At 61.7% G+C, this 21,953-nt stretch carries 16 protein-coding genes; 13 read left to right on the plus strand and 3 right to left on the minus strand.

Features of this window, described 5'->3' with window-relative positions; genetic code table 11:
• Positions 1 to 1,536, minus strand: a 1,536-nt coding sequence (locus HX783_RS13040; RefSeq protein ID WP_177017130.1) for a retention module-containing protein, incomplete at its 3' end; no start/stop codon positions are given.
• A 337-nt stretch (positions 1,537 to 1,873) separates the two neighbouring features.
• Here HX783_RS13040 and HX783_RS13045 point away from each other — a divergent pair.
• The 10 genes from HX783_RS13045 (at position 1,874) to HX783_RS13090 (ending at position 15,042) form a co-directional block, all read left to right on the plus strand.
• Positions 1,874 to 3,232 (plus strand): TolC family outer membrane protein, encoded by a 1,359-nt coding sequence (locus HX783_RS13045; RefSeq protein ID WP_177017131.1) that lies wholly within the window; start codon positions 1,874 to 1,876, stop codon positions 3,230 to 3,232.
• 41 nt (positions 3,233 to 3,273) lie between these two features.
• A complete protein-coding gene (locus HX783_RS13050; RefSeq protein ID WP_177017132.1) occupies positions 3,274 to 5,430 on the plus strand; it encodes a type I secretion system permease/ATPase in 2,157 nt (718 codons plus the stop codon).
• Positions 5,420 to 6,784 carry an HlyD family type I secretion periplasmic adaptor subunit gene (locus HX783_RS13055; RefSeq protein ID WP_159953562.1) on the plus strand — a complete coding sequence of 455 codons (1,365 nt, stop codon included), beginning with the start codon at positions 5,420 to 5,422 and terminating at the stop codon, positions 6,782 to 6,784. Before HX783_RS13050 ends, HX783_RS13055 begins: the two co-directional genes overlap by 11 nt.
• Positions 6,785 to 7,000: 216 nt before the next feature.
• A complete protein-coding gene (locus HX783_RS13060) occupies positions 7,001 to 7,894 on the plus strand; it encodes a TauD/TfdA family dioxygenase (RefSeq protein ID WP_177017133.1) in 894 nt (297 codons plus the stop codon).
• Between the two features lie 21 nt (positions 7,895 to 7,915).
• On the plus strand, positions 7,916 to 8,767 hold the full coding sequence (locus HX783_RS13065; RefSeq protein ID WP_159953564.1) for an ABC transporter ATP-binding protein: 852 nt from the start codon (positions 7,916 to 7,918) through the stop codon (positions 8,765 to 8,767).
• A gap of 11 nt (positions 8,768 to 8,778) precedes the next feature.
• The gene (locus tag HX783_RS13070) at positions 8,779 to 9,627 is read left to right on the plus strand and encodes an ABC transporter permease (protein WP_177017134.1); all 849 of its coding nucleotides are present in this window, start codon (positions 8,779 to 8,781) and stop codon (positions 9,625 to 9,627) included.
• 65 nt (positions 9,628 to 9,692) lie between these two features.
• Positions 9,693 to 10,613, plus strand: coding sequence for a LysR family transcriptional regulator (locus HX783_RS13075; protein WP_177017135.1), 921 nt, complete (start codon positions 9,693 to 9,695; stop codon positions 10,611 to 10,613).
• 377 nt (positions 10,614 to 10,990) lie between these two features.
• The gene (locus HX783_RS13080; protein ID WP_177017136.1) at positions 10,991 to 12,526 is read left to right on the plus strand and encodes an MFS transporter; all 1,536 of its coding nucleotides are present in this window, start codon (positions 10,991 to 10,993) and stop codon (positions 12,524 to 12,526) included.
• 15 nt (positions 12,527 to 12,541) lie between these two features.
• Positions 12,542 to 13,600 (plus strand): HlyD family secretion protein, encoded by a 1,059-nt coding sequence (locus HX783_RS13085; protein WP_177017137.1) that lies wholly within the window; start codon positions 12,542 to 12,544, stop codon positions 13,598 to 13,600.
• Positions 13,597 to 15,042, plus strand: coding sequence for an efflux transporter outer membrane subunit (locus HX783_RS13090; protein ID WP_177017138.1), 1,446 nt, complete (start codon positions 13,597 to 13,599; stop codon positions 15,040 to 15,042). The genes HX783_RS13085 and HX783_RS13090 overlap by 4 nt, the downstream gene beginning before the upstream one ends.
• A 134-nt stretch (positions 15,043 to 15,176) precedes the next feature.
• On the opposite strand, the gene HX783_RS13095 is transcribed toward HX783_RS13090, so the two are convergent.
• Positions 15,177 to 15,881, minus strand: coding sequence for a DUF3142 domain-containing protein (locus tag HX783_RS13095; RefSeq protein WP_177017139.1), 705 nt, complete (start codon positions 15,879 to 15,881; stop codon positions 15,177 to 15,179).
• The gene (locus HX783_RS13100; RefSeq protein ID WP_177017140.1) at positions 15,878 to 18,040 is read right to left on the minus strand and encodes an outer membrane assembly lipoprotein YfiO; all 2,163 of its coding nucleotides are present in this window, start codon (positions 18,038 to 18,040) and stop codon (positions 15,878 to 15,880) included. The genes HX783_RS13095 and HX783_RS13100 overlap by 4 nt, the downstream gene beginning before the upstream one ends.
• 288 nt (positions 18,041 to 18,328) lie before the next feature.
• On the opposite strand from HX783_RS13100, the gene HX783_RS13105 reads away from it, so the two are divergent.
• From HX783_RS13105 to HX783_RS13115, 3 genes are all read left to right on the plus strand, one after another.
• Entirely contained in the window at positions 18,329 to 19,942 is a 1,614-nt protein-coding gene (locus HX783_RS13105; RefSeq protein ID WP_177017141.1) for a glycosyltransferase family 39 protein, read from the plus strand.
• Between the two features lie 118 nt (positions 19,943 to 20,060).
• The gene (locus HX783_RS13110) at positions 20,061 to 20,306 is read left to right on the plus strand and encodes a DUF2789 domain-containing protein (RefSeq protein WP_177017142.1); all 246 of its coding nucleotides are present in this window, start codon (positions 20,061 to 20,063) and stop codon (positions 20,304 to 20,306) included.
• Between the two features lie 101 nt (positions 20,307 to 20,407).
• Positions 20,408 to 21,904, plus strand: coding sequence for a Fic family protein (locus tag HX783_RS13115; RefSeq protein ID WP_177017143.1), 1,497 nt, complete (start codon positions 20,408 to 20,410; stop codon positions 21,902 to 21,904).
• Positions 21,905 to 21,953 lie beyond the last annotated feature (49 nt).

The raw sequence follows: 21,953 nt of genomic DNA on the forward strand, positions 1-21,953 counted from the left end.
CGAAAGCGTAACGGTAACGTCAGTCTGCGCTTTGTTGGTCAAAGTCGCGGTGTAGGTAATCTCACCACCTTCAACCACCGATGCTTTATCGGCAGTCAGAGAAACCGTGGTGTTGTCGATCGAATCAGTAATCGTGGTTTCAGCCGCTTTCGGATCGGTCACCAAGTTCTCGAAGTTACCGCCCTCGGTCTTGGCGATGGTGGTGCTGACAGTCGAACCGTTGTTGTAAACATCGTTAGCCGGCGTCTGAAACACCGTCGAGCCCACCGTTTCACCAGCTTTAATAATGATCGTCTGACCATTCGAAAGCGTAACGGTAACGTCAGTCTGCGCCTTGTTAGTCAAGGTCGCGGTGTAGGTAATCTCCCCACCTTCAACCACTGAAGCCTTATCAGCAGTCAGAGAAATAGTGGTGTTATCGATCGAATCAACAATCGTAGTCACCGCAGGCGTAGTGCTCGGCACGAGGTTTTCAAAGTTGCCGCCGGTTGCGCCGGTAATCGTCGTGCTGACGGTAGAGCCGTTGTTGTAGACGTCGTTAGCCGGGGTGTCCACGACCACCGTACCGACCGATTCGCCTGCCTTGATGGTAATCACCGAGCCATTGCTCAAGGTGATGGTCACCGGCGTCTGCGCCGGGTTGGTCAGGGTGGCGGTGTAGGTGATCTGGCCACCTTCGGTCACCGTCTCGCCCGCCGTCAGGGTGACGGTGGTGGTGTCGATGGTGTCGGTAATCTGAGTCACGGCCGGGTTAGGGTCGATGGTCAGCACCAGGTTGTTGCCGCCGGTGGTGCCGGTGACGGTCACGCTGATCTGGCTTGGGTCGATGTATGGGCTGTCGTTCGGCGCCAGCGGTACGTTGACGGTGCCGGTGGTTTGGCCAGCCACGATGGTGATCACCGCGCCGTTGGACAAGGTGATGCTCAGGTTGCTGGTCGACGGCTGCGTCACGGTGGCGGTGTAGGTCAGCACGCCGCCGGCTTCGGTGATGGTCGGGGTTGCACTCAGGGTCAGGGTCGACGCCTGCAGCACCAGATTGCCGGAGGCGGTGGTGCCTTGGGCGCCAGCCAGCTGAGTTTGGGTCGTACCGGCCTGGCCCAGCGGGCCGGTCGGGAAGCCGATAGTCGGGTCGACGCGGCCGGCGGTCGCGTCCAGCACCACGAAGCTGTGACCGCCGCCCGCCGCGCCATTACCGGCAGCGGTTGCGCCTGCGGCAGTGGCTTCCAGGTCGGTGGTCGGGTCGGCGCCGGCGGCGATGGCTTGCTGCAGTTCGGCAACCGACGGCGCGGCTTGCTCGGTGGCCGCCGCCAGGTCGAGGCTGGAGTCCGGCATATCGGCGCTCCACTGAGTATCGCGACCCAGGTCCAGCGTACGGCCATCAGCCAGTTCCAGGCTGACCGAGCCGGACATGCCGGTGTCGATCTGGTCGCCCGCGAACAGGCGATCACCTTCTACCAGTACGCGGCGCGCCCCTTCCGGAGAAATAACGAAAACTTGACCAACAATGCTTTTGACGATGGCAACAACACTGCTCATTAAAGATTTCTCCGGCGATCCGTTTCTGATGACTTCCATGTGGCCGCTCGGGGGGAGGGCCAAACAAAAGGGGCGTAGGCTAAGAAGTTACTGGCGTCAAATATTTGGCTAGATTTATTCGCTATCTAGTTTATGCCAAACTATTGACCTTATGGTCGCCATCCTAAACAATTGGCCCCGTAATGTCACATTGATATTTATGCGGCGAACCGTCCTACATGTGTGAAGCAGTTCCGCTTTTTGAACTTTCCGACGTACGGTCATTACGGTAGCCATTATCCGACTCAGCGAGGCCAATCGCTGTGATTTGAGACAAGAAGTCCTGGGGAATTTTTAAATGCGTCTGCACCTGTTTATGGCTATACCGTTCGCTCTCGCCGCCAGTTTTGTACAAGCCCAAACATTGCCCCAGGCCATGCAGCAGGCATTAGATGTGCACCCGGAAATTCAGGCCGGTGTGAACAGCCGTATCGCCGCCGATTACCAATTGCGCGCCGCCCAAGGTGGTTACCTGCCTCGCGTTGATTTGAACGCCGGTTATGGCCGTGAAGGTACTGACGATTCCAACACTCGCGCCGTCAGCGGCCCGAACGGCAACCAGTGGGACACGCACAACCGGGGCGAATCCAGCCTGCGTTTGCAGCAGATGATTTTTGACGGCTTCGCCACTTCCAGCGAAGTCGGGCGTCAACAAGCCAACGTCAATTCCCGCGCTTACTCCTTGCTGGGTACTTCCGAGCGCACCGGGTTGACCGTCGCCCAGGTGTACCTGGATGTGCTGACTCGCCGTGAGTTCGTGCGCCTGGCTGAAGAAAACCTGCGCAACCACGAACGTATCTACGACCAGATCAAGCTGCGCACCCAGCGCGGCGTTGGTAATGGTGCCGACCAGGACCAGGCCGAAGCGCGTCTGGCCCAGGCCCGCAACAACCTGATCACCGAGCAGACCAACCTGGCCGACTCTCAAGTCAATTACCTCAGCGCCGTCGGCCAGATGCCCGACCAGCTCGAGCGCCCGGCGCCGTTCATGGCCATGCTGCCGGCTGACTTCAACGAAGCGCGCCGCCAGATGCTCGACAACAGCCCCGTCCTGCGTTCGGCCGAGTCGGATATTTCCGCTGCCGAAAGTCAGTACGAAGCGGCCAAGTCCACCTTTTACCCGCGCTTTGATGCGGAGCTTGGCACTAATGCCGACAACAACGTCGGCGGCGACGCTGGTCACAGCAACGGTTGGGAAGCCATGGTGCGCATGCGCTTCAACCTGTTTGCCGGTGGCAGCAACAAGGCTGACCTGCAATCCAAGTCTTACCAGGCCAGCCAGGCGCTGGATATCCGCAACAATGCTTTGCGCCAACTCAACGAAGAACTGGGCCTGGCCTGGAACGCCTTGAACAACGCCAACGCGCAATTGCCGGTCGCCCAGCAATACGTGGATCACAGCACCCGCGTGCGCACGTCCTACCAACAGCAGTTCAGCCTGGGCCAGCGTACCCTGCTCGACTTGCTCGACAGCGAGAACGAATTGTTCACCGCTTCCCGTCGTTTGGAAGAGATCAAGAACATTCAGTTATTTACTCAATATCGAATCAAGGCGACCATGGGCGAATTGCTCAAAAGCCAGGGAGTGGTCGCACCGATGGCCTCCGTCGTCCAGAACGACGTGAAGCCAAAAGTCCAACTGCCTGGGATGAATTGAGTCACCCCAATAGCCCCAACTGTTAGTCGAGAGTGCAGCGCGTGGAATCCGAAGTCAGTCGAGTTCATCTCAGTCATGATCCACGCACGCTGCACGACGACCCGTTACTCGACGGGCTGTTGGCGCTCTGTGCCCTGCATCAAAAACCGGCCAGTGCGGCCATGCTCACCACCGGCCTGCCGCTGCCCTCGCAGCGCTTGAGTGCCGACTTGCTCTCACGCGCAGCCGCGCGTGCCGGGCTGCAGGGCCGGGTGCTGCAACGCAAGCTGGAACAGATCCCGACGATTGCCCTGCCGGCGCTGCTGTTGCTCAAGGACGGTCGCAGTACCGTGCTGGTCGGTTGGCAAGGCGAAGACGAAGCGCGGGTCCTGCTCAGCGAAAGCGACGGCGGTGAAGTGCTGGTCAAGCGCGAGCTGTTGGCCGACGACTACATCGGCAAAGTCTTCTTCGCCCAGCCGCAACATAAATTCGACGTCAACCACGGCACCCTGATTCCTCGGGCGCGTTCGTGGTTTCGCGACACCCTCAAGCGTTCGCGCTGGCTCTACACCGACGCCATCGCCGCGAGCTTCCTGATCAACATCATCGCCATGGCCGCGCCGCTGTTTGTGATGAACGTGTACGACCGTGTGGTGCCGAACCAGGCCACGGCGACCTTGTGGGTGCTGGCCGTGGGTATCTGCGGCGCGTACCTGTTCGACCTGATCCTCAAAAGCCTACGCAGCCTGTGCCTGGACCTGGCCGGTAAAAAGACCGACCTGATCATCTCGGCCACGCTGTTCGAGCGCATCGTCGGCATGTCCATGAAATACCGCCCGGCGCGGGTCGGCAGCTTTGCGCAGAACATCCATGAGTTTCAGAGCCTGCGTGATTTCCTCGCGTCGCTGACCCTCACCAGCCTGATTGACCTGCCGTTCACCCTGCTGATTTTCCTGGTGATCGCCATCCTCGGCGGCCACTTGGTGTGGATTCCGGTGCTGGCCTTCCCGATTGCCCTGGGCATCGGCTACGCCCTGCAAAAACCGCTGGTGGCGACCATGGAACGAACCATGGCCCTGGCCGCCGAGCGCCAGTCCAGCCTGATCGAAACCCTCGCCGGGCTGGACGCAGTCAAGGTCAACAACGCCGAGAGCGAACGCCAGTACGGTTGGGAGCAGACCATCGGCACCCTCAGCCGGCTTGAGCTGCGCGTGAAGTTGCTGTCGGGCCTGTCGATGAACATGACCCTGCTGATCCAGCAACTGGCCGGCGTGATCATGATCGTGTTCGGCGTGTACCAGATCATCGACGGCAACCTCAGCATGGGCGGCCTGATCGCCTGCTACATGCTCAGTGGCCGCGCCCTGAGCCCGCTGGCTTCGCTGTCGGGCCTGCTGACCCGCTACCAGCAGGCCAAGGTCACCATGACCTCGGTGGACCAGATGATGGAGCTGCCCCAGGAGCGCAATTTCGAAGAGCGCCCCATGAGCCGTCGCACTCTGCAAGGTGCCATCGAGTGCCGGGGCCTGAACTTCACCTACCCGAACCAACAGAACGCCGCGCTGAAAAATATCAACCTGGTGATCAAGCCCGGCGAGAAAATCGGCATCATCGGCCGTAGCGGCTCGGGCAAAAGCTCCCTGGCCAAACTGATCGTCGGCCTTTACCAGCCCGACTCCGGCGCCTTGCTGGTGGACGGTGTGGACGTACGCCAGATCGACGTGAGCGAACTGCGCCATAACATCGGCTACGTCGCCCAAGACATCCAATTGCTCGCCGGCACCCTGCGCGACAACCTGGTGTCCGGTGCGCGTTACGTCGAAGACGAAATGGTCCTGCAAGCCGCCGAACTGGCCGGCGTGCACGAATTCGCGCGCTTGCACCCTCAAGGTTATGAACTGCAAGTCGGCGAGCGTGGGCAGAACCTGTCCGGCGGCCAGCGCCAGAACGTCGCCCTTGCCCGCGCATTGCTGCTCAACCCGCCCATCTTGCTGCTGGACGAACCCACCAGCGCCATGGACAACACCGGTGAAGAACGCTTGAAACAACGCCTGCAAGCCGTGGTGCAAAACAAGACCGTGGTGCTGGTCACGCACCGTGCCTCACTGCTCTCCCTGGTGGACCGGCTGCTGGTGGTCGACCGTGGGCAGATCCTCGCGGACGGCCCGAAAGCCGTGGTTATGGAAGCGTTGAAAAAGGGGCAGATCAGTGTTGCTTAACTCCATCAAAAGCGCGGTCGGCCGCTATTTCAAAGGCACCGACTCGCTGCAGGGCCAACCCCTGCCCGAGGTCAACAAAGCGCTGATCGAAGATGCACCGCGAGTTATCCGCCTGACCATCTGGGCGATCATCGCGTTCTTCGTGTTTTTGGTTGTGTGGGCCGGTTTCTCCAGCATCGACGAAGTCACCCGTGGCGACGGCAAGGCGATTCCGTCGTCCAAGCTGCAAAAAATTCAGAACCTGGAAGGCGGTATCGTCTCCGAGCTGTTCGTCAAGGAAGGCCAGATCGTCGAAGCCGGCGCGCCGCTGATTCGCCTCGATGACACGCGGTTCGTCTCCAACGCCGGTGAAACCGAAGCCTTGCGCCTGGCCATGCAACTGCGCGTCGAGCGCCTGAGTGCGCAAGTGGACGACCGCCCGCTGAACATCCCCGACGACGTGCTCAAGGCCGCGCCAAGCCAGGCCGCCAACGAGCGCTCGCTGTATGAAAGCCGCCGCCAGCAGTTGAAAGACGAAGTCGGTGGCTTGCAGGAGCAACTGGTGCAGCGCCAACAGGAACTGCGCGAGTTCACCTCCAAGCAAGGCCAGTACCGCAGCCAGTTGTCGCTGCAACGCCAGGAAATCAACATGTCCGAGCCGTTGGTGGCCCAGGGCGCGGTATCGCCGGTGGAAGTGCTGCGCCTCAAGCGCGCCGAGATGGAAACCCGTGGTCAGTTGGACGCCACCACGTTGGCGATTCCCCGCGCCGAGTCGGCGATCAAGGAAGTGCAGCGCAAGATCGACGAAACCCGTGGCAAATTCCGCAGCGAAGCGCTGACCCAGCTCAACGAAGCGCGCACCGAACTGAACAAGGCCGAATCCACCGGCCGCGCCCTCGAAGACCGGGTCAGCCGTACGCTGGTCACCTCGCCGGTGCGCGGCATCGTCAAGCAGCTGCTGGTCAACACCGTCGGCGGCGTGATCCAGCCGGGCAGCGACATGGTCGAAATCGTGCCGCTTAACGACACCCTGCTGGTGGAAGCCAAGATCCGCCCGCAAGACATCGCCTTCCTGCACCCAGGGCAGGAAGCGATCGTCAAATTCACCGCCTATGACTACACCATCTATGGCGGCCTGAAGGCCAAGCTCGAACGCATCGGTGCCGACACCATCACCGATGAAGACAAGAAAACCACCTACTACATGATCACCTTGCGCACGGATCGCAGCCATCTGGGCACCGATGAGAAGCCGTTGCTGATCATCCCCGGCATGGTGGCCTCGGTGGACATCATCACCGGCAAGAAAAGCATCCTGAGCTACCTGCTCAAGCCGATCATCAAGGCGCGGGCCGAGGCGTTGCACGAGCGGTAATCTCCATCGCCTGTACCGACGCCTTCGCGAGCAAGCCCGCTCCCACCTTGGAATGCATTTCAAATGTGGGAGCGGGCTTGCTCGCGAAGGGGCCATCAGCATCACCATGTTTCCTAATGCCTACCGCAAAACGCCATATCGATATTCACTAACGGTATTTAATCGCCCGTTCTTATATCTATAAAGTCACTCCCCTGTCCGACCGGGAGTGCCCTCATGTCCGCCACCTCTACTGTTCCAACAGCGACCTCTACCGCTCAATCCTTCGACATCCGCCCCTTTCCCGGCAGCGTCGGCGCCGAGATCGTCGGCCTGGACTTGTCCCGCGCGGTCAACGACCAGGATTTCGCGCGCATTCACCGCGCCCACCTGGACCACCATGTCGTAGTGTTCCGCGACCAGCGCATCACTCCCGAACAACAGATCGCCTTCAGTCGCCGCTTCGGCGTGCTGCAGATTCATGTGCTCAAACAGTTCCTGCTGGCCAACCACCCGGAAATCCTGATCGTCTCCAACATCATCGAAAACGGCCAATCCGTCGGCCTGGGCGACGCGGGCAAATTCTGGCACTCGGACCTGTCATACAAAGAACTGCCCAGCCTCGGCTCGATGCTGCATGCCCAGGAGCTGCCGTCCGAAGGCGGCGACACGCTGTTCGCCGACATGCACAAAGCCTGGGACCAACTGCCCGAGCACCTGCGTAAAGCCGTGGAAGGCCGCAGCGCTGCGCATTCCTACACCGCGCGCTACAGCGAAACCAAATTCGAAGGCAACTGGCGCCCAACCCTCACGCCTGAGCAGCTCGCCCAGGTCGCCGAAGTGGTGCACCCGATTGTGCGCACCCACCCCGAAAACGGCCGCAAGGCGCTGTTCGTCAGCGAAGGCTTCACCACGCGCATCGTTGGCCTGCCGGAAGACGAAAGCCGCGACCTGCTGGCCCAGCTCTATGCCCACAGCGTGTTGCCGCACAATATCTACCGCCACCAGTGGCAGCCCCACGACCTGGTGTTCTGGGACAACCGCTCGCTGATCCACCTGGCCGCCGGTTGCCCAAGCCATCTGCGCCGCAAGCTGTTTCGCACCACCATCCAGGGCGACGCGCCTTTCTGATTCCCCGGCAAGAGAAATGAAATGAACGCGCCCCTGCAAGGCCACGCGGCCAGCAACCTGAACACTGCCGGTCCGTTACTGGCGGTGGATAACGTCAGCCTCGAGTACCGCACGCCCGAGCGTGTGGTACGCGCCACCCACCAAGTCAGTTTCGAGATCGACCCGGCCGACCGCTACGTGCTGCTCGGCCCTTCGGGCTGCGGCAAATCCACCTTGCTCAAGTCGATTGCCGGGTTTATCACACCCTGCGAAGGCGAGATTCGATTACTGGGGCAAAAGGTCGAACAGCCCGGCCCGGATCGCATCGTGGTATTCCAGGAATTCGACCAGCTGCCGCCGTGGAAAACCGTCAAGCAGAACGTGATGTTCCCACTGCTGGCGTCGAAAACCTTGAAGCGTCGCGAAGCCGAAGAACGCGCGCTGCACTACCTCGAAAAAGTTGGCTTGAGTGCGTTCGCCGATGCGTACCCGCATACCCTTTCCGGCGGCATGAAAGCCCGCGTGGCCATCGCGCGCGCCTTGGCCATGCAGCCGAAAATCCTGCTGATGGACGAGCCCTTTGCCGCGCTCGACGCCCTGACACGGCGCAAGATGCAGGAAGAATTGCTGCTGCTCTGGGAAGAGGTGCGCTTCACCCTGTTGTTCGTCACCCACTCCATCGAAGAAGCGCTGGTGGTGGGCAATCGCATCCTGTTGCTGTCGCCGCACCCAGGGCGTGTGCGTGCCGAAATCCACAGCCATCAATACGACCTGCACAGCCTCGGCGGTGTGGAATTCCAGGCGTCGGCGCGGCGTATTCATCGCCTGCTGTTCGATGAAGCGCCCGAGGCCGAACGTGAGTTGGGTTTCGCCGATATCCGCATCGCTTACTGAGAGGCCGACGTATGCGCCAGGAATTTGAAGTAAACCTCGAACCGCTGCTCAGCGTCCCCGTCGAACGTGAGTTGCCGCTGCGCCAGCGCCTGTGGCAACAAGGTTGGCTGCGCAAGGGCCTGATCCTGATCGTGCTCGCCATTCTCTGGGAGGCCGTCGCGCGCTATCAGAACAACGACCTGCTGTTGCCGAGCTTTCTGCAGACCTTTCACGCGCTCTACGATGGCCTGCTCAGCGGTGAGTTGCTCAGTAAAGTGAGCATCTCGCTGGCGGTGCTGATCAAGGGCTACCTGATCGGCATCGTGCTGGCATTCGCCCTGACCACGTTGGCGGTGTCGACGCAGTTGGGCCGCGACCTGCTGAGCACGCTGACCTCGATGTTCAACCCGCTGCCGGCCATCGCCTTGCTGCCGCTGGCGCTGCTGTGGTTCGGCCTGGGGCAGAACAGCCTGATTTTTGTGCTGGTGCATTCGGTGCTGTGGGCCTTGGCGCTGAACACCTATTCCGGGTTTCTCGGCGTCTCCGAAACCCTGCGCATGGCGGGCCGCAACTATGGCCTCAAGGGCATGCGTTTCGTGCTGTTCATCCTGATCCCGGCGGCGCTGCCGTCGATCCTCGCCGGGCTCAAGATTGGTTGGGCATTTGCCTGGCGCACGCTGATCGCCGCCGAGTTGGTGTTCGGCGCCACCAGCGGCAAAGGCGGGTTGGGCTGGTACATCTTCCAGAACCGCAATGAGCTGTACACCGACAAAGTGTTTGCCGGTTTGGCCGTGGTGATTCTGATCGGCTTGCTGGTGGAAAACCTGGTGTTCGACACGTTCGAACGGCTGACGGTGAAACGCTGGGGCATGCAGCGCTGAACCCGCGGTTTTAATCCTGCTACGATTGCACGCAATTCACTCTCCACCGACCATGAGTGCTTGGCATGCAATTACCGGACATGAACCTGCTGGTCGCCCTCGACGCCTTGCTCGACGAGGGCAGTGTGGTCGGCGCCGCACGGCGGATGAACCTGAGCCCGGCCGCCATGAGTCGCACCCTCACGCGCATTCGCGAGGCGGTCGGTGATCCGATCCTGGTGCGCGCCGGTCGCGGCCTCGTGCCGACGCCCAAGGCGCTGCAACTGCAAGGCCAGGTGCGCAACGTGGTGGAGCAGGCGGCGTTGCTGTTTCGTTCGGCGGATGAGGTTGACCTGAGCACCTTGCGCCGCCGCTTCAGTGTGCGCGCCAATGACTTCTTTATCGGCGTCTACGGCGGTCGGCTGTTCGACACCATGGAGCGCGTGGCGCCGTTGTGCGAGCTGTGCTTCGTGCCCGAAGGCGACACCGACGACGAGGCGCTGCGTGAAGGGCGGCTGGACCTGCGAGTGAGTAATTCCAGGCCGCCCAGCCCTGAAGTGAAGGTGCAAAACCTGTTTTCCACCACCTTCGTTGGCCTTGCGCGCGAAGACCACCCGCTGTTCGACGAAGAAATCACCGCCGCGCGATTCGCCAGCTACTCCCACATCAGTATTTCGCGTCGTGGCATCGCCCGTGGGCCAATCGACACCGCGCTGAATGCCCTGGGCCTGGAGCGCCGCGTGGCAATGATCGCACCGGGCTTTCATGGCGCGATGTTCATGCTGCCCGATTCCGACCTGCTGCTGCCGGTGCCCAAGGAAGCCCTGCTGAGTGCCAATCGCCTGAAGCTGCCGCTGCGTGCCTTCCAGTTGCCGATCTCCCTGCCGACGCTGATGTTGGCGCAATCCTGGCACCCACGCTTCGACAAAGACCCGGCCCACAAATGGCTGCGCGAAACCATGCGCGAAAGCTGCCACGCCACCTGGCTCGAAGCGCAGCCCACCTGAATCTCACCTGCACTGGATCGTTCCCACGTTCCACGTGGGAATGCAGCCCGTGACGCTCTGCGTCACCTGCGCGCAAGGTCCGAACTCCGCGCGGGCTGGCGGGGCGCGGAGCGCCCCATGAGGCGTTCCCACGCAGAGCGTGGGAACGATCGACAACACGGGGTCAACATGTGGGAGTTGACTTGCCTGCGATAGCATCACCGCACGTTTGCAGGCGGGCCGAGTTGTTTGCATCGCGGGCAAGCCCAGCTCCCACAGGGTCAAACGGTGGCCAACAGTTGCGTATGGTGCACTTATAAGCTGCCAACAAGTAACTTTTTGTCATGGGTTCGCCTGATTAAACTGCTCGGGTATTTCTAACCCCGAGTTACCCGTTCATGACTTCCCTCGCTGCCCCCGCCCTACAGGCTGCAGCCCAACCCACTGCGCTCAACCCTCCCGTGTTCGGCCCGCGCATTATCATCGGCCTGGTCGGCGTATTGCTGGCGGTGCTGGTGTCCGGCCTTAACGAGATGGTCACCAAGGTCGCCCTCGCTGATATCCGGGGTGCGCTGTATATCGGCTTTGACGAAGGCACCTGGCTGGTCGCCGCCTACACCGCCACTTCAGTGGCGGCCATGGCCTTCGCGCCGTGGTGTTCGGTGACGTTTTCCCTGCGCCGCTTCACCCTCTGCGCCATCGGTTTGTTCACCGTGCTGGGCATCCTGTGCCCATTTGCGCCGAACTACGAAAGCCTGCTGGTGCTGCGCACCGTGCAAGGACTGGCCGGTGGCGCGTTACCGCCGATGCTGATGACCGTGGCGCTGCGTTTTCTGCCGGCCAACGTCAAGCTGTATGGCCTGGCCGGCTATGCGCTCACCGCCACCTTCGGCCCGAGCCTGGGCACGCCGTTGGCGGCGCTGTGGACCGAATACGTCGGCTGGCAATGGGCGTTCTGGCAGATTGTCGCGCCATGCCTGCTGGCGATGGCCGCCGTGGCCTACGGCTTGCCCCAGGACCCACTGCGCCTGGAGCGCTTCAAGCAGTTCAATTGGCGTGGTCTGCTGACCGGCTTCCCGGCAATCTGCATGCTGGTGATCGGGCTGTTGCAAGGCAATCGCCTGGACTGGTTCGAGTCCGGCCTGATCACGTTTTTGCTCAGTGGCGGCACGCTGTTGCTGGTGCTGTTTCTGATCAATGAATGGTCGCAGCCGATTCCGTTCTTCAAGTTGCAGATGCTCGGCCTGCGCAACCTGGCATTTGCCTTGATCGTGCTGGCGGGCGTGCTGATGGTGCTGACCTCGGTGATCATCATTCCGTCGAGTTTCCTTGCTCAGGTGCAGGGTTACCGGCCGCTGCAAACTGCGCCGGTGATGCTGCTGATGGCGCTGCCGCAGTTGATCGCGCTGCCGCTGGTGGCGGCGCTGTGCAACCTGCGTTGGGTCGACTGCCGTTGGGTGCTGGGGCTCGGCCTGAGCATGCTGGTGCTGTGCTGCGTGGGCAGCGCGCACCTGACGTCGGAGTGGATTCGCGACGATTTCTATGGCCTGTACCTGCTGCAAATCTTCGGTCAGCCCATGGCCGTGTTGCCACTGCTGATGCTTTCTACCGGCAGCATCCAACCGATGGACGGGCCGTTCGCCTCGGCCTGGTTCAACACCGTCAAAGGCCTCGCCGCCGTGATCGCCACCGCCGTGCTGGACACGCTGACCACGCAGCGTCTGCACTTTCACTCGACGATGTTGGTGGACGGCCTGGGCAATTCGCCCCTGGCCGACGGCGACGCGCCGGGCCTCGCTCACCGCCTGCACGAACAGGCCATGGTGCTGACCTCTGCGGATCTTTATTACGTCATGGCCGCCGTCGCGGTGGCGTTGATCCTGCTGATTTTCTGGATGCCGACGCGGATTTTTCCACCGCGCGCACCGACCTGACTGAAAGGACTTCTCATGAAACGCAAAGACAAAATTGCCGTCTCCGTTATTGCCGTGTTTGCCGTCGGCGTACTGGTTTACCTGGTCGTGCCGGGCGTGCTGGGCAGCAAGCGCCAGACCACCAACGACGCCTTCGTCGCCGCCGACTTCACCCTGGTGGCGCCGCGCGTGGCGGGCTTCATCAAGGAAGTGCTGGTGGAAGACAACCAGCGCGTCAAGGCCGGCCAACTGTTGGCGCTGATCGACGACCGCGACTTTCGCGCCGCCGCCCAAGCCGCCGACGCCGATACCCTGGTCGCCCAGGCTCAACTGAAAAACGCTACCGCGACCCTTGAGCGCCAAAGCTCGGTAATCGCCCAGGCCCAGGCCACCGTGTCGGCAGACCGCGCCGAAGTGGCCTTCGCCGAGCACGAGCTGAACCGCTACAACCACCTCGCCGGCGTGGGCGCGGGCACTGTGCAGAACGCCCAGCAGGCCAAGACCCGCATCGACCAGGCCACCGCGCGCCTGGCGAATGCCACGGCGGTGCTGGCGGCCGAGCGCAAGCAGGTGGAAATCCTCACCGCCCAGCGCGATGCCGCCGAAGGTGGACTCAAGCGCGCCCAGGCGGCATTGGAAATGGCCAGCTATCAGCTGTCCTACACGCGCATCGTCGCGCCGGTGGACGGCATGGTCGGCGAGCGCGCGGTGCGGGTGGGTGCGTATGTGACGCCGGGCAGCAAGATCCTCGCGGTAGTGCCGCTGGCCGAGGCCTATGTGGTGGCCAATTTCCAGGAAACCCAACTGTCGCATATGCACGCCGGCCAAGCCGTGCAGGTGCGCGTCGACAGCCTCGACGGCGAGCTGCTCAACGGCCATCTCGAAAGCCTGGCGCCCGCTACCGGTGTGACTTTTGCCTCGGTTAAGCCCGACAACGCCACCGGCAACTTCACCAAAGTGGTGCAGCGCATTCCGGTAAAAATCATCCTTGAGCCCAACCAGCCGCTGACCGAGCGCCTGCGCGTCGGCATGTCGGTGGAAGCCAGCGTCGACACCCAGCCGGTCACGCAGCCGCGTGAGGTAGCGCAGCAATGAGACACTTCGCCTGGCTCACCTTGAGCCTGATCAGCCTCAGCGCCTGCACCGTCGGCCCGGACTTCCAGAAGCCCCAAGGCCCGCAAGTCACTCAGTGGGCCGAACCCCAGGGCCGCCAAGCCGCCAGCCGCGCGGTGACGGACCCGTTGCAGGAGCGTTGGTGGGACGTGTTCCACGACGAGCAACTCTCGGCGCTCACCCGTCGTGCGCTCACCGACAACCTCGACCTGAAACTCGCCAGCAGCCGCCTGCAACAAAGCCGCGCCGTGCGCCAGGTGACCACCGCCGAGCGTTATCCCAACGTCAACGCCACCGGCGACTACCTGCGTCAACGCAACAGTGGCAAAGGCTTGAGCGACCCGTCCGGTGAGAATGGCCAGTCCGCCTACAACCAATGGGACATGGGCTTCTCCGCCGCCTGGGAGCTGGACTTCTGGGGCCGCGTAAAACGCGAAACCGAAGCCGCCGACGCCACCCTGCAAGTGGCCGAAAACGACCGCCGCGCCGTACTGCTGTCGGTACTCGCCGAGACCGCGCAGGACTACATCCAGCTACGCGGCGTGCAGAACACCCGCGCCGTCACCGAGCAGAACCTCGACGTTGCGCGCCACAGCCTCAAGCTCTCGCAATTGCGCCTGGCCGACGGCGTGGCGACCGACCTGGACGTGGCCGAAGCCGCCGCCCAGGTCGCCGCCATCGAAGCGCGCCTGCCGGAGCTGCAGCAGCGCCAGGACCAGTTGATCAACGCCCTGAGCCTGTTGATGGGCGAGCCGCCCCAAGCCCTGCACGCGCAGTTGTCCAAGGACGCCGCCGTGCCGCAAACCCAGCGTCAGGTTGCCATCGGCTTGCCGTCGGAGTTGGCCGAGCGCCGCCCCGACATCCGCCAGGCCGAAGCGCGCCTGCGCGCCGCCACCGCTAACATCGGCGTGGCCAAGGGCGACTTCTACCCGCGCATCACCCTGTCGGGCAGCCTCGGCTCCCAGGCCTTGCAACTGTCGGATTTCGGCTCGTGGGGCTCGCGCGCGTTCGCCTTTGGCCCGCAATTCAGCCTGCCGCTGTTCAACGGCGGGCGCCTGCAAGGCATGTTGAACCTGCGCGAAGCCCAGCAACAGGAAGCCGCGCTTGCCTACCAGCAAACCGTGCTGCGCGCCTGGCATGAAATCGACGACCAGCTGACCCGCTACAACGCCAGCCAACTGCGCCGCGACAGCCTCGCCGAAGCGGTACGCCAGAACCAGATCGCACTGAGCACAGCGCAACATCAATACGTCGAAGGCGTGGTGGATTTCGTCAACGTGCTCACGGTGCAGAGCGCGCTGCTGGCGACGCAGGAACAGTGGGTGGAAAGCTCCACGGGCGTGTCGCTGGCCATGGTTGGGTTGTATAAGGCGTTGGGTGGCGGGTGGGAGTCGGTGTATCCGCTGCAAACCGCCGGTCGATAACGGTTCTACAGTCGAACTCGATCAAATTGTGGGAGCGGGCTTGCTCGCGAAAGCGGTCTAGGATGGGGCTTCGTTGTTGCGTCACCCATCGCCTTCGCGAGCAAGCCCGCTCCCACATGGAAACCGTGCGTGGCTCACTGGTTTTGCAAAAACACCACATACCCGCGAAACCACTCATTCCCCTTCAAATACCCCGGCGCCTCCCACACGCCACCCTGAATCAGCCCCACCTTGAACGGCAATCCCAGCCGGTTCATGCGCGGCAAATACGCCGCGTAATCCGGGATGCTGTGGCGCCCTTGATAGGTCTGCACCACCACTTCATCCACCACGCCTTTGAGCTGGGCGATGGCGCCTGGGTCGGCGTTGCTGCTCCAGTCCATCAGCCCGGTGATGCTCAGCTTCAAGTCGGCGGGCAGGCGGTGGCGCAGGTCGCGCAGGAAGTCGGCGTATTCGTGCAGGTACTGGGTGCGGGCGTCGAAGTCGATCTGGATGCCGACCACCGGGTTGCCCGCGTCGCGCCAGCGTTGCACCTGGCCGAGCAGTTGGGTGTAGACCCGCTCCGGCCAGTGCAGGGTGTGGGCGCGGTAGACCACCCAGACCTCGCCACGGGTGAGGCGCGGTATGCCGATGCCCTGGGCGATCAGTTGCACGCCGCGCTCGGGTGCGCGGCGGGTGGAGTTGATCTGGCCTTGCAGGATGTACAGGGTGTTGGCCTGTTTAAGCACCGGCTGCGGGGTGACGCCACTCCACAGCCAGAAGGCGTCGTAGTCGCGAGCGTCCACGGCACCAAAGGCCGGGCTTGCCAGCAGCAGCAAGCCGAGCCACAGGTGTTTCACCAGTAGTACTGCAGCGATTTGCCCCACTGGGTGTCGGCAAAGCCGCTTTTCAGCTGGCGGAACCACGCCTTGCGCACGGCGGGCTCAACGTCATCGCCGCCGCAGCTGTTGTAGCCGGCCGGGGCATAGCAGTTGATGGCGCGGAACAGTGCGTAGGCCTTGTCGTTCTTCGGCGCCTTGGCGTTGGCGATCACCTGCTTGTAGCCGTTAAGCCGCGAGAAGGTTTCACCGGGGAATTGCGCCGCGGTGCTGCCCAGGCTGCTGGCGGCGCGTGCCTGTTCCAGGGGCATGCCGTCGAGGTTATTGCGCAGGATGAACTCACCGAAGCAGTTCAGGGCCTGCGGGTTTTTCGCATCGGTTTGCAAGGTGGCGGCGGTTTGCGCGATGGCCGGGCAGCTGTAGCCGGATTCTGCTTTGTCGCCGTTCCACTGGAACAGCTTCAAGCTCTGGCCGCCGCTGTAGACGTAGCCCAGGCTGGTGCCCAGTTTGTCTTCAGGTGCCCGCGTTGGCAGTTGCTTGAGGTCATCGGCGAAGGTGGCGAACTGGCCGCGCAGCAAGTCTTTATAGAGCAGCACGAATTGTGCGGTCTGGCGTTCCACCGGGTCGTCGGCCTTGGCGATCTGCTGGCGCAGCAAGTCCGGCCCGGCAACGTTGCGCAGCAGGATATAACGCACTTGCTTGGCGCTGATTGGCGAATCCGCCGCGAACACCTTGGCCAGCTGGCCGCTGCGCTCGTAGTTGAGAGCCAGGGCCAATTCCAACTGGTCGCGTTGCAGCGGCAATTTGGCCAGCGGCAGCAGTTGCAGCCACAGGTCTTGTGCGCCTTTCCAGTCTTGCTTGGCTTCCAGTGCCAGGGCGCGCAGGGTTTGTTGGCTGAAGGCGAAGTAATTCAGGCTAGACGGCACGCTTTGCGGCAACTGCTTCAAGGCGGCATCCGGTTGATGCTCGACGTACAGCGCGCTCACGGCTAACAGGTAGTCGTAAAACGCCGGCTCATCGGCAAACGCTGCTTTTTGCTTCTCAAGGTCGGCGCGGCTGAGCGCGGGCTGGTTGCCGCCACGCATCACCATCAGGTCGCTGACGAGCTGGATCATCGGCGTCTTGACGGTGTCGCTATTGACCATCAACAGCTTGAGGTCGGCCTCTTCGACCAATTCATCCACCGACACATTGCGCTGCTCGTCGGTGGCCTGGGTCAGTTGCCAGGCAAACGCTTCGGCGAGTTTTTCGTTATTGTCCGCCAGCCAGTACACCCGGCGCAGCAAGCCGCGTGCAGAGGCGCTGTAGTCGCCCTGTGGATAAGTTTTCAGATAAGCGTCGAAACCCTTTTCGGCCTCGGCGAGCGCAGGTTTATCCACACGGTCGAGGTGCGGCACGCCGTCTTCGTCATAGGTGTTGGCCTGGGCCTGGTTGAGTGCGTTGCGCGCGGTCATGTACAGCGCGGTTTCCTTCAGCCAGGGCGAAGTGGCGTTCTGGGTGGCGACGAAGCCAGGCCCGGCGTCGGTGAAGCGGCCGGTGTAGAAGTCGGCGGCGGCTTGCAGGTACGTGCGAAACAGCTGGCCTTCGCTCGATTGGATATCTTGCGGCGGCTCGACCACCGGGCCCACCCATTCGCAGGCGGTGAGCAATTGCAGGCGCGCCTTCACCAGCAGATCGCGTTCGGCGGCTGGCATGTCGGCCTTGATCACTTGGCGGATAAACGCGGCAGCGCTGTTCTCATCGTTGCTGCGGCAGCGGCTGCCTTCGCCATTGAGGAACGCATCGCCGGCGGCTTTAGCGTCGTCGCGCTTGATGCCCAGCGGTTCAAGCAGTGCATCGAGTGGCGAGGTTTTGGGGGCGTCGGATGTGACGGGCTCGGCTTCGCCACGCGGCACCAGGCGATACACCGGGAACGGCACCGGGCCAAAACCCTCGGCCAGGTCATCTTCGCTCAAGGCATTGGGCGCCAGCGGCGCGGCTTTCTTGTCGGCCAGCAATAAACGCAGGTTGGCCCGGCTGTCATTGCCTGGGCTCAGGAACGGCAGGTTATTGCAGGGATCCAGCGTGTCACGCGACACCCGCCAGTCGGGGTAACACGAGTCGTCCGAACTGGCCTGGGCCGGTAGGGAAATGCCGGCAAGCAGGGCCAGTGCCAGGGGTGACAGAAAACCGATGCGCATGACGTGTCCTTGATCCTGAGTCCTTGGAGGGTGCCAATCATAGCTTGATCCGACAGCGGCTTCGGTGAAGGCCTACACAAATTGCTGATTTGTCCGATTTTTGGTCGTGGCAATGCTCAGCGAAATCCAGGCGCAGTCGCAGGTTTATGAGGTTCAAGTCAAATCCCGCAGCGTGCCGCCCGACGGTTGCAAATCAGCGAGCGAAACCGGGGCTTTTGTCCTAGAGTGGCGCTTGTTTGCACGTGTGCAGGGTTTGCCCGGGAAATGGGCGGTATCAGGGGAATTGAGGTGCGACGGTCTGTGGTAGAGCAAGACGACAAAATTGGGACGTTTCCCGCAGTCAATCGCCTCTCGGGCGCCTGGGAAGGCGCCGGCTGGCTCAGCCGGTTGTGGTGGGTGCCGATTCTGGCGCTGGCCATGGCGGTGCGTTTTTATGGCCTGACCGCTTCGGCGATCTGGGGCGACGAAGGTTCGAGCCTGCTGCTCAGCGAGTACGCCATGGAGGACCTGTGGTTTCACGCCGCCCATGATGTGCACCCGCCGCTGTACTTCTTCATGCTGCGCGGGTGGATCGAGCTGTTTGGCGATGGGATCTGGTCGATTCGCGGCATGAGTGCCCTGCCCGGCGTAGCGGCGGTGGGGCTGGGCATCTGGCTCACGCGGCAGCTGTCCACGCGTCGCGCTGCCGTGCTGGCGGGCGTGCTGCTGGCGTTGTTTCCGACGGCGGTGCGTTACAGCCAGGAAGTGCGCATGTACTCACTGCTGGCCGTGTGGTTGCTGGGCGCCACGCTGGCGCTGGTGTACTGGGTGCGCCAACCCGAGCGCACGCGGTACCTGGCCGCCTATGTCGTGCTGATGGCGGCCGCGTTCTACACCCACTATTTCACCGCGCTGTGTGTGCTGGTGCATTGGGCTTACCTGGGCGTGTTGTGCCGCTCCCAGGCACCCGGCCAACGCTTGATCATTCGCCCGTCGTGGTGGTGCGCCAACGTGCTGATCGTCGCGTTGTACCTGCCGTGGCTGCCGAACCTGCTGGACCTTATCCAACACGTTGAGCAGCTCAAGGTGGGCGGTGACATTGGCTGGGAAGACCCGGTTTCGCTGGTTTCCGTGCCGTCGATGGTCTGGCAGTTCATGCTTCAGGATGAAGGTATTGGCTTCTGGCCGCCGCTGTTCTGGCTGTTCCCTGTGATGTTGATCACGGTGGTGGGTGCCACCGCCTGGCGTGATCGTGAGCGCTATCGCCCGGCTTGCCTGCTGGCGCTGTTCTTTTTATTGCCGCTGCTGCTGGTGTATGCGGTGTCGTTTGTTTCGCCGGTGTTCATCGAGCGCTACCTGACGGTGTATGCACTGGGCTTGCCGATTCTGGTGGCGTTGGCCATCGACCGCTTGCCCCCGCGCTTGGCATGGCTGGGCGCGGCGTTGTTCGTACTGTTCGTCGGCGTGGAACTGCTGGGCCTGAAGAACAATGCCGCTGTGGACGAGCATGATCAATTCAACGTGCCGGTGGAGTTCGTCAATCGCAATTACCAGGAAGACGACCGCATCGTTCTCAGTGACATGATGTGGTACCTGAGCTACGTGTATTACGACCAGACCGACGCCCAATTGCAGCTCTTCACCCCACCCAAACCCGACGGCACCCCGACCCGACCGAACGCCTATGGCTTCGGCACGTTGGTGGATCAGGACGGCGGGCGTATTTACCTGGACCGTTTGTCGGCATTACCCGCCGATACGCACCGCGTCTGGCTGATCAGCAGCAATGAAATGCCGGATGATTTCGCCCCGATTCCCGCCGACTGGCGCCAGCTTTTGCAGCAGGACGGCGGCGGGGCACGGGCGCGCTTGTTTGTGCTGTGCCGCGGGCCAGAGCCCTCGCAGCCCGAGGGTTGCCGTTAATCAAGCCTCGGCATTAAGTACATGCCCGGAACACCTGTACCGGGCCAACCCCTTGCGGTTGTTGGCCTGGCTGGCGCGTGGGCTAGACTCGCAGGAACCGTCTTCATAGGAGCCAGCCATGGAATCGCCAGTGCACAGCCTGCCGTCACTGTTCAAACAGCTTGGGCTGCCGGATGACCCGGTGAGTATTGAGCGGTTTGTGACGGTTCATTCACCGCTGAAGCCTGAACTGCACCTGGCGGATGCGTTTTTCTGGACGCCCAGTCAGAGGGCGTTTTTGCGCGAAGAGATTCGAGAGGATGCCGACTGGGCAGAGGTAGTGGATGAGCTGAATGTGTTGTTGCGCAGAGGGCGTGAGGTGTAAAAAAATCTTTTCAATAAGACGTTTTTGTAAAAAAAAATAGTGAGTGGTAAAAAAATCTGAGCTTTAATCGCCTCAGTGATTTTTTTCTGAGGGGATTCACCTTGGCAACAGTCGGCTATGCCCATCTTTGTGAGGCGCTGGATCTAAAGGTTATCGCGCCTCGTCGCGTGGCGATGATTAAGCCTGTGACCAGAATCACGCTGATCGGAAATTGTCTGGCTGTACCCGCCGCCGTGGCCCCCGCGCAACATGCATTGTTTGAGCATGTGCTGTTTGCACTTAAACATGAAGGTATAAATCTAGCCGTACTCGCCCAAGCTTTTGAACGGCTTGGGCCAGAGCCATTTCTCGCTGGGTTGGCAGAGTCGCCTAATGGTGCGTTTATCCGCAAAGCCTGTTTTCTATGGGAGGGTTTTACAGGGCAGGCTCTGGATTATGCCGTTCCCGTTCGGGGACGCGTCGTTGCTTTATTCGACCCTGAACGCTACGTAACCGGCCCCAGCATCCGTAACAGTCGCTGGCGCGTGGACTTCAACGGTTTGGGGTCTCTGCATTACTGTGCCACCGTGGAGCGAACGCCCGAGGTGGATGCGTTGTTGTCGCTTGATGTGCTGGGCCGCGCCAAGTCCTTCATGGCCACCCTGCCTCCCGAAATGATGGACCGTGCGATTCAGTGGGCCTATCTCCACGAAACACGCGACTCGTTCGCCATCGAAAAAGAACAACCCAGCGAAGAAAAATCCCGCCGCTTTGTTCAGCTGTTACGCCAGGCTCACGAAGGCCGGCTGCTGACTGAGGATTACCTGGTGGAGCTGCAAAACAGCACTGTCTCCAACCCCTTCGATAAAGCTGCCGCGTTTCGTCACGAACAAAACCACCTGCACAACGGCCTTCGCGGTGCTGCGGGCGTGAGCTATGTGCCACCGGCTGCTGAACTGTGTCAGGAACTGATGGAAGAGCTGATGGCTTTCGCCAATCAGCCTGTACGCGAGGTCGACCCGCTTGTTGCGGCTGCCGTCACCGCGTTTGGCTTTGTATTCCTGCACCCTTTCATGGACGGCAATGGGCGCCTGTCGCGGTTTTTGATCCATCAGACGCTCTGCCACTACGGCGCACTGGAAAATGGCCTGCTGTTGCCAGTGTCCGTTGCGATGAAGCACGAAGAGCCCGCCTATCTGGAGGCACTCAAAACGTTCTCCCAACCGACGCGTGAATTCTGGAACGTCACGTGGCTGGACGGCGATCAAATGGCCTTCGACTTTGTTGGCCACCCGTCGATCTACCGCTATTGGGACGCTACCCGCTGCGTCGAATTCACCCTGCAGATGGCCCGCCGTGCACTGGAAGTGGAACTGCGCGAAGAAACTGAATTTCTCGGTCGCTACGACCAAGTCATCAAGGCCGTAAACCTGCGCTTCGATGTGCGTGGCAGTGATTTGTCGAAGCTGGTGATGATGTGCCTGGATAACGAAGGCAAGGTTTCGAAGCATCGACGCAAGCAGTTTCAGTACAGCGTGCCGGAGGAGGTGTTTGAGTTTATTGAAGAGGAAGCGGGTAGGGTGATGCTCGAAGGAATAGAGCAAGTTCCTGTCGACTAAACGGTTGGGGACGATAGCCGTCCGAGTGAGAAGCCCGTTATTTGCAGAC

Source organism: Pseudomonas sp. D2002, assembly GCF_013385735.1.
Classification (GTDB): Bacteria; Pseudomonadota; Gammaproteobacteria; order Pseudomonadales; family Pseudomonadaceae; genus Aquipseudomonas.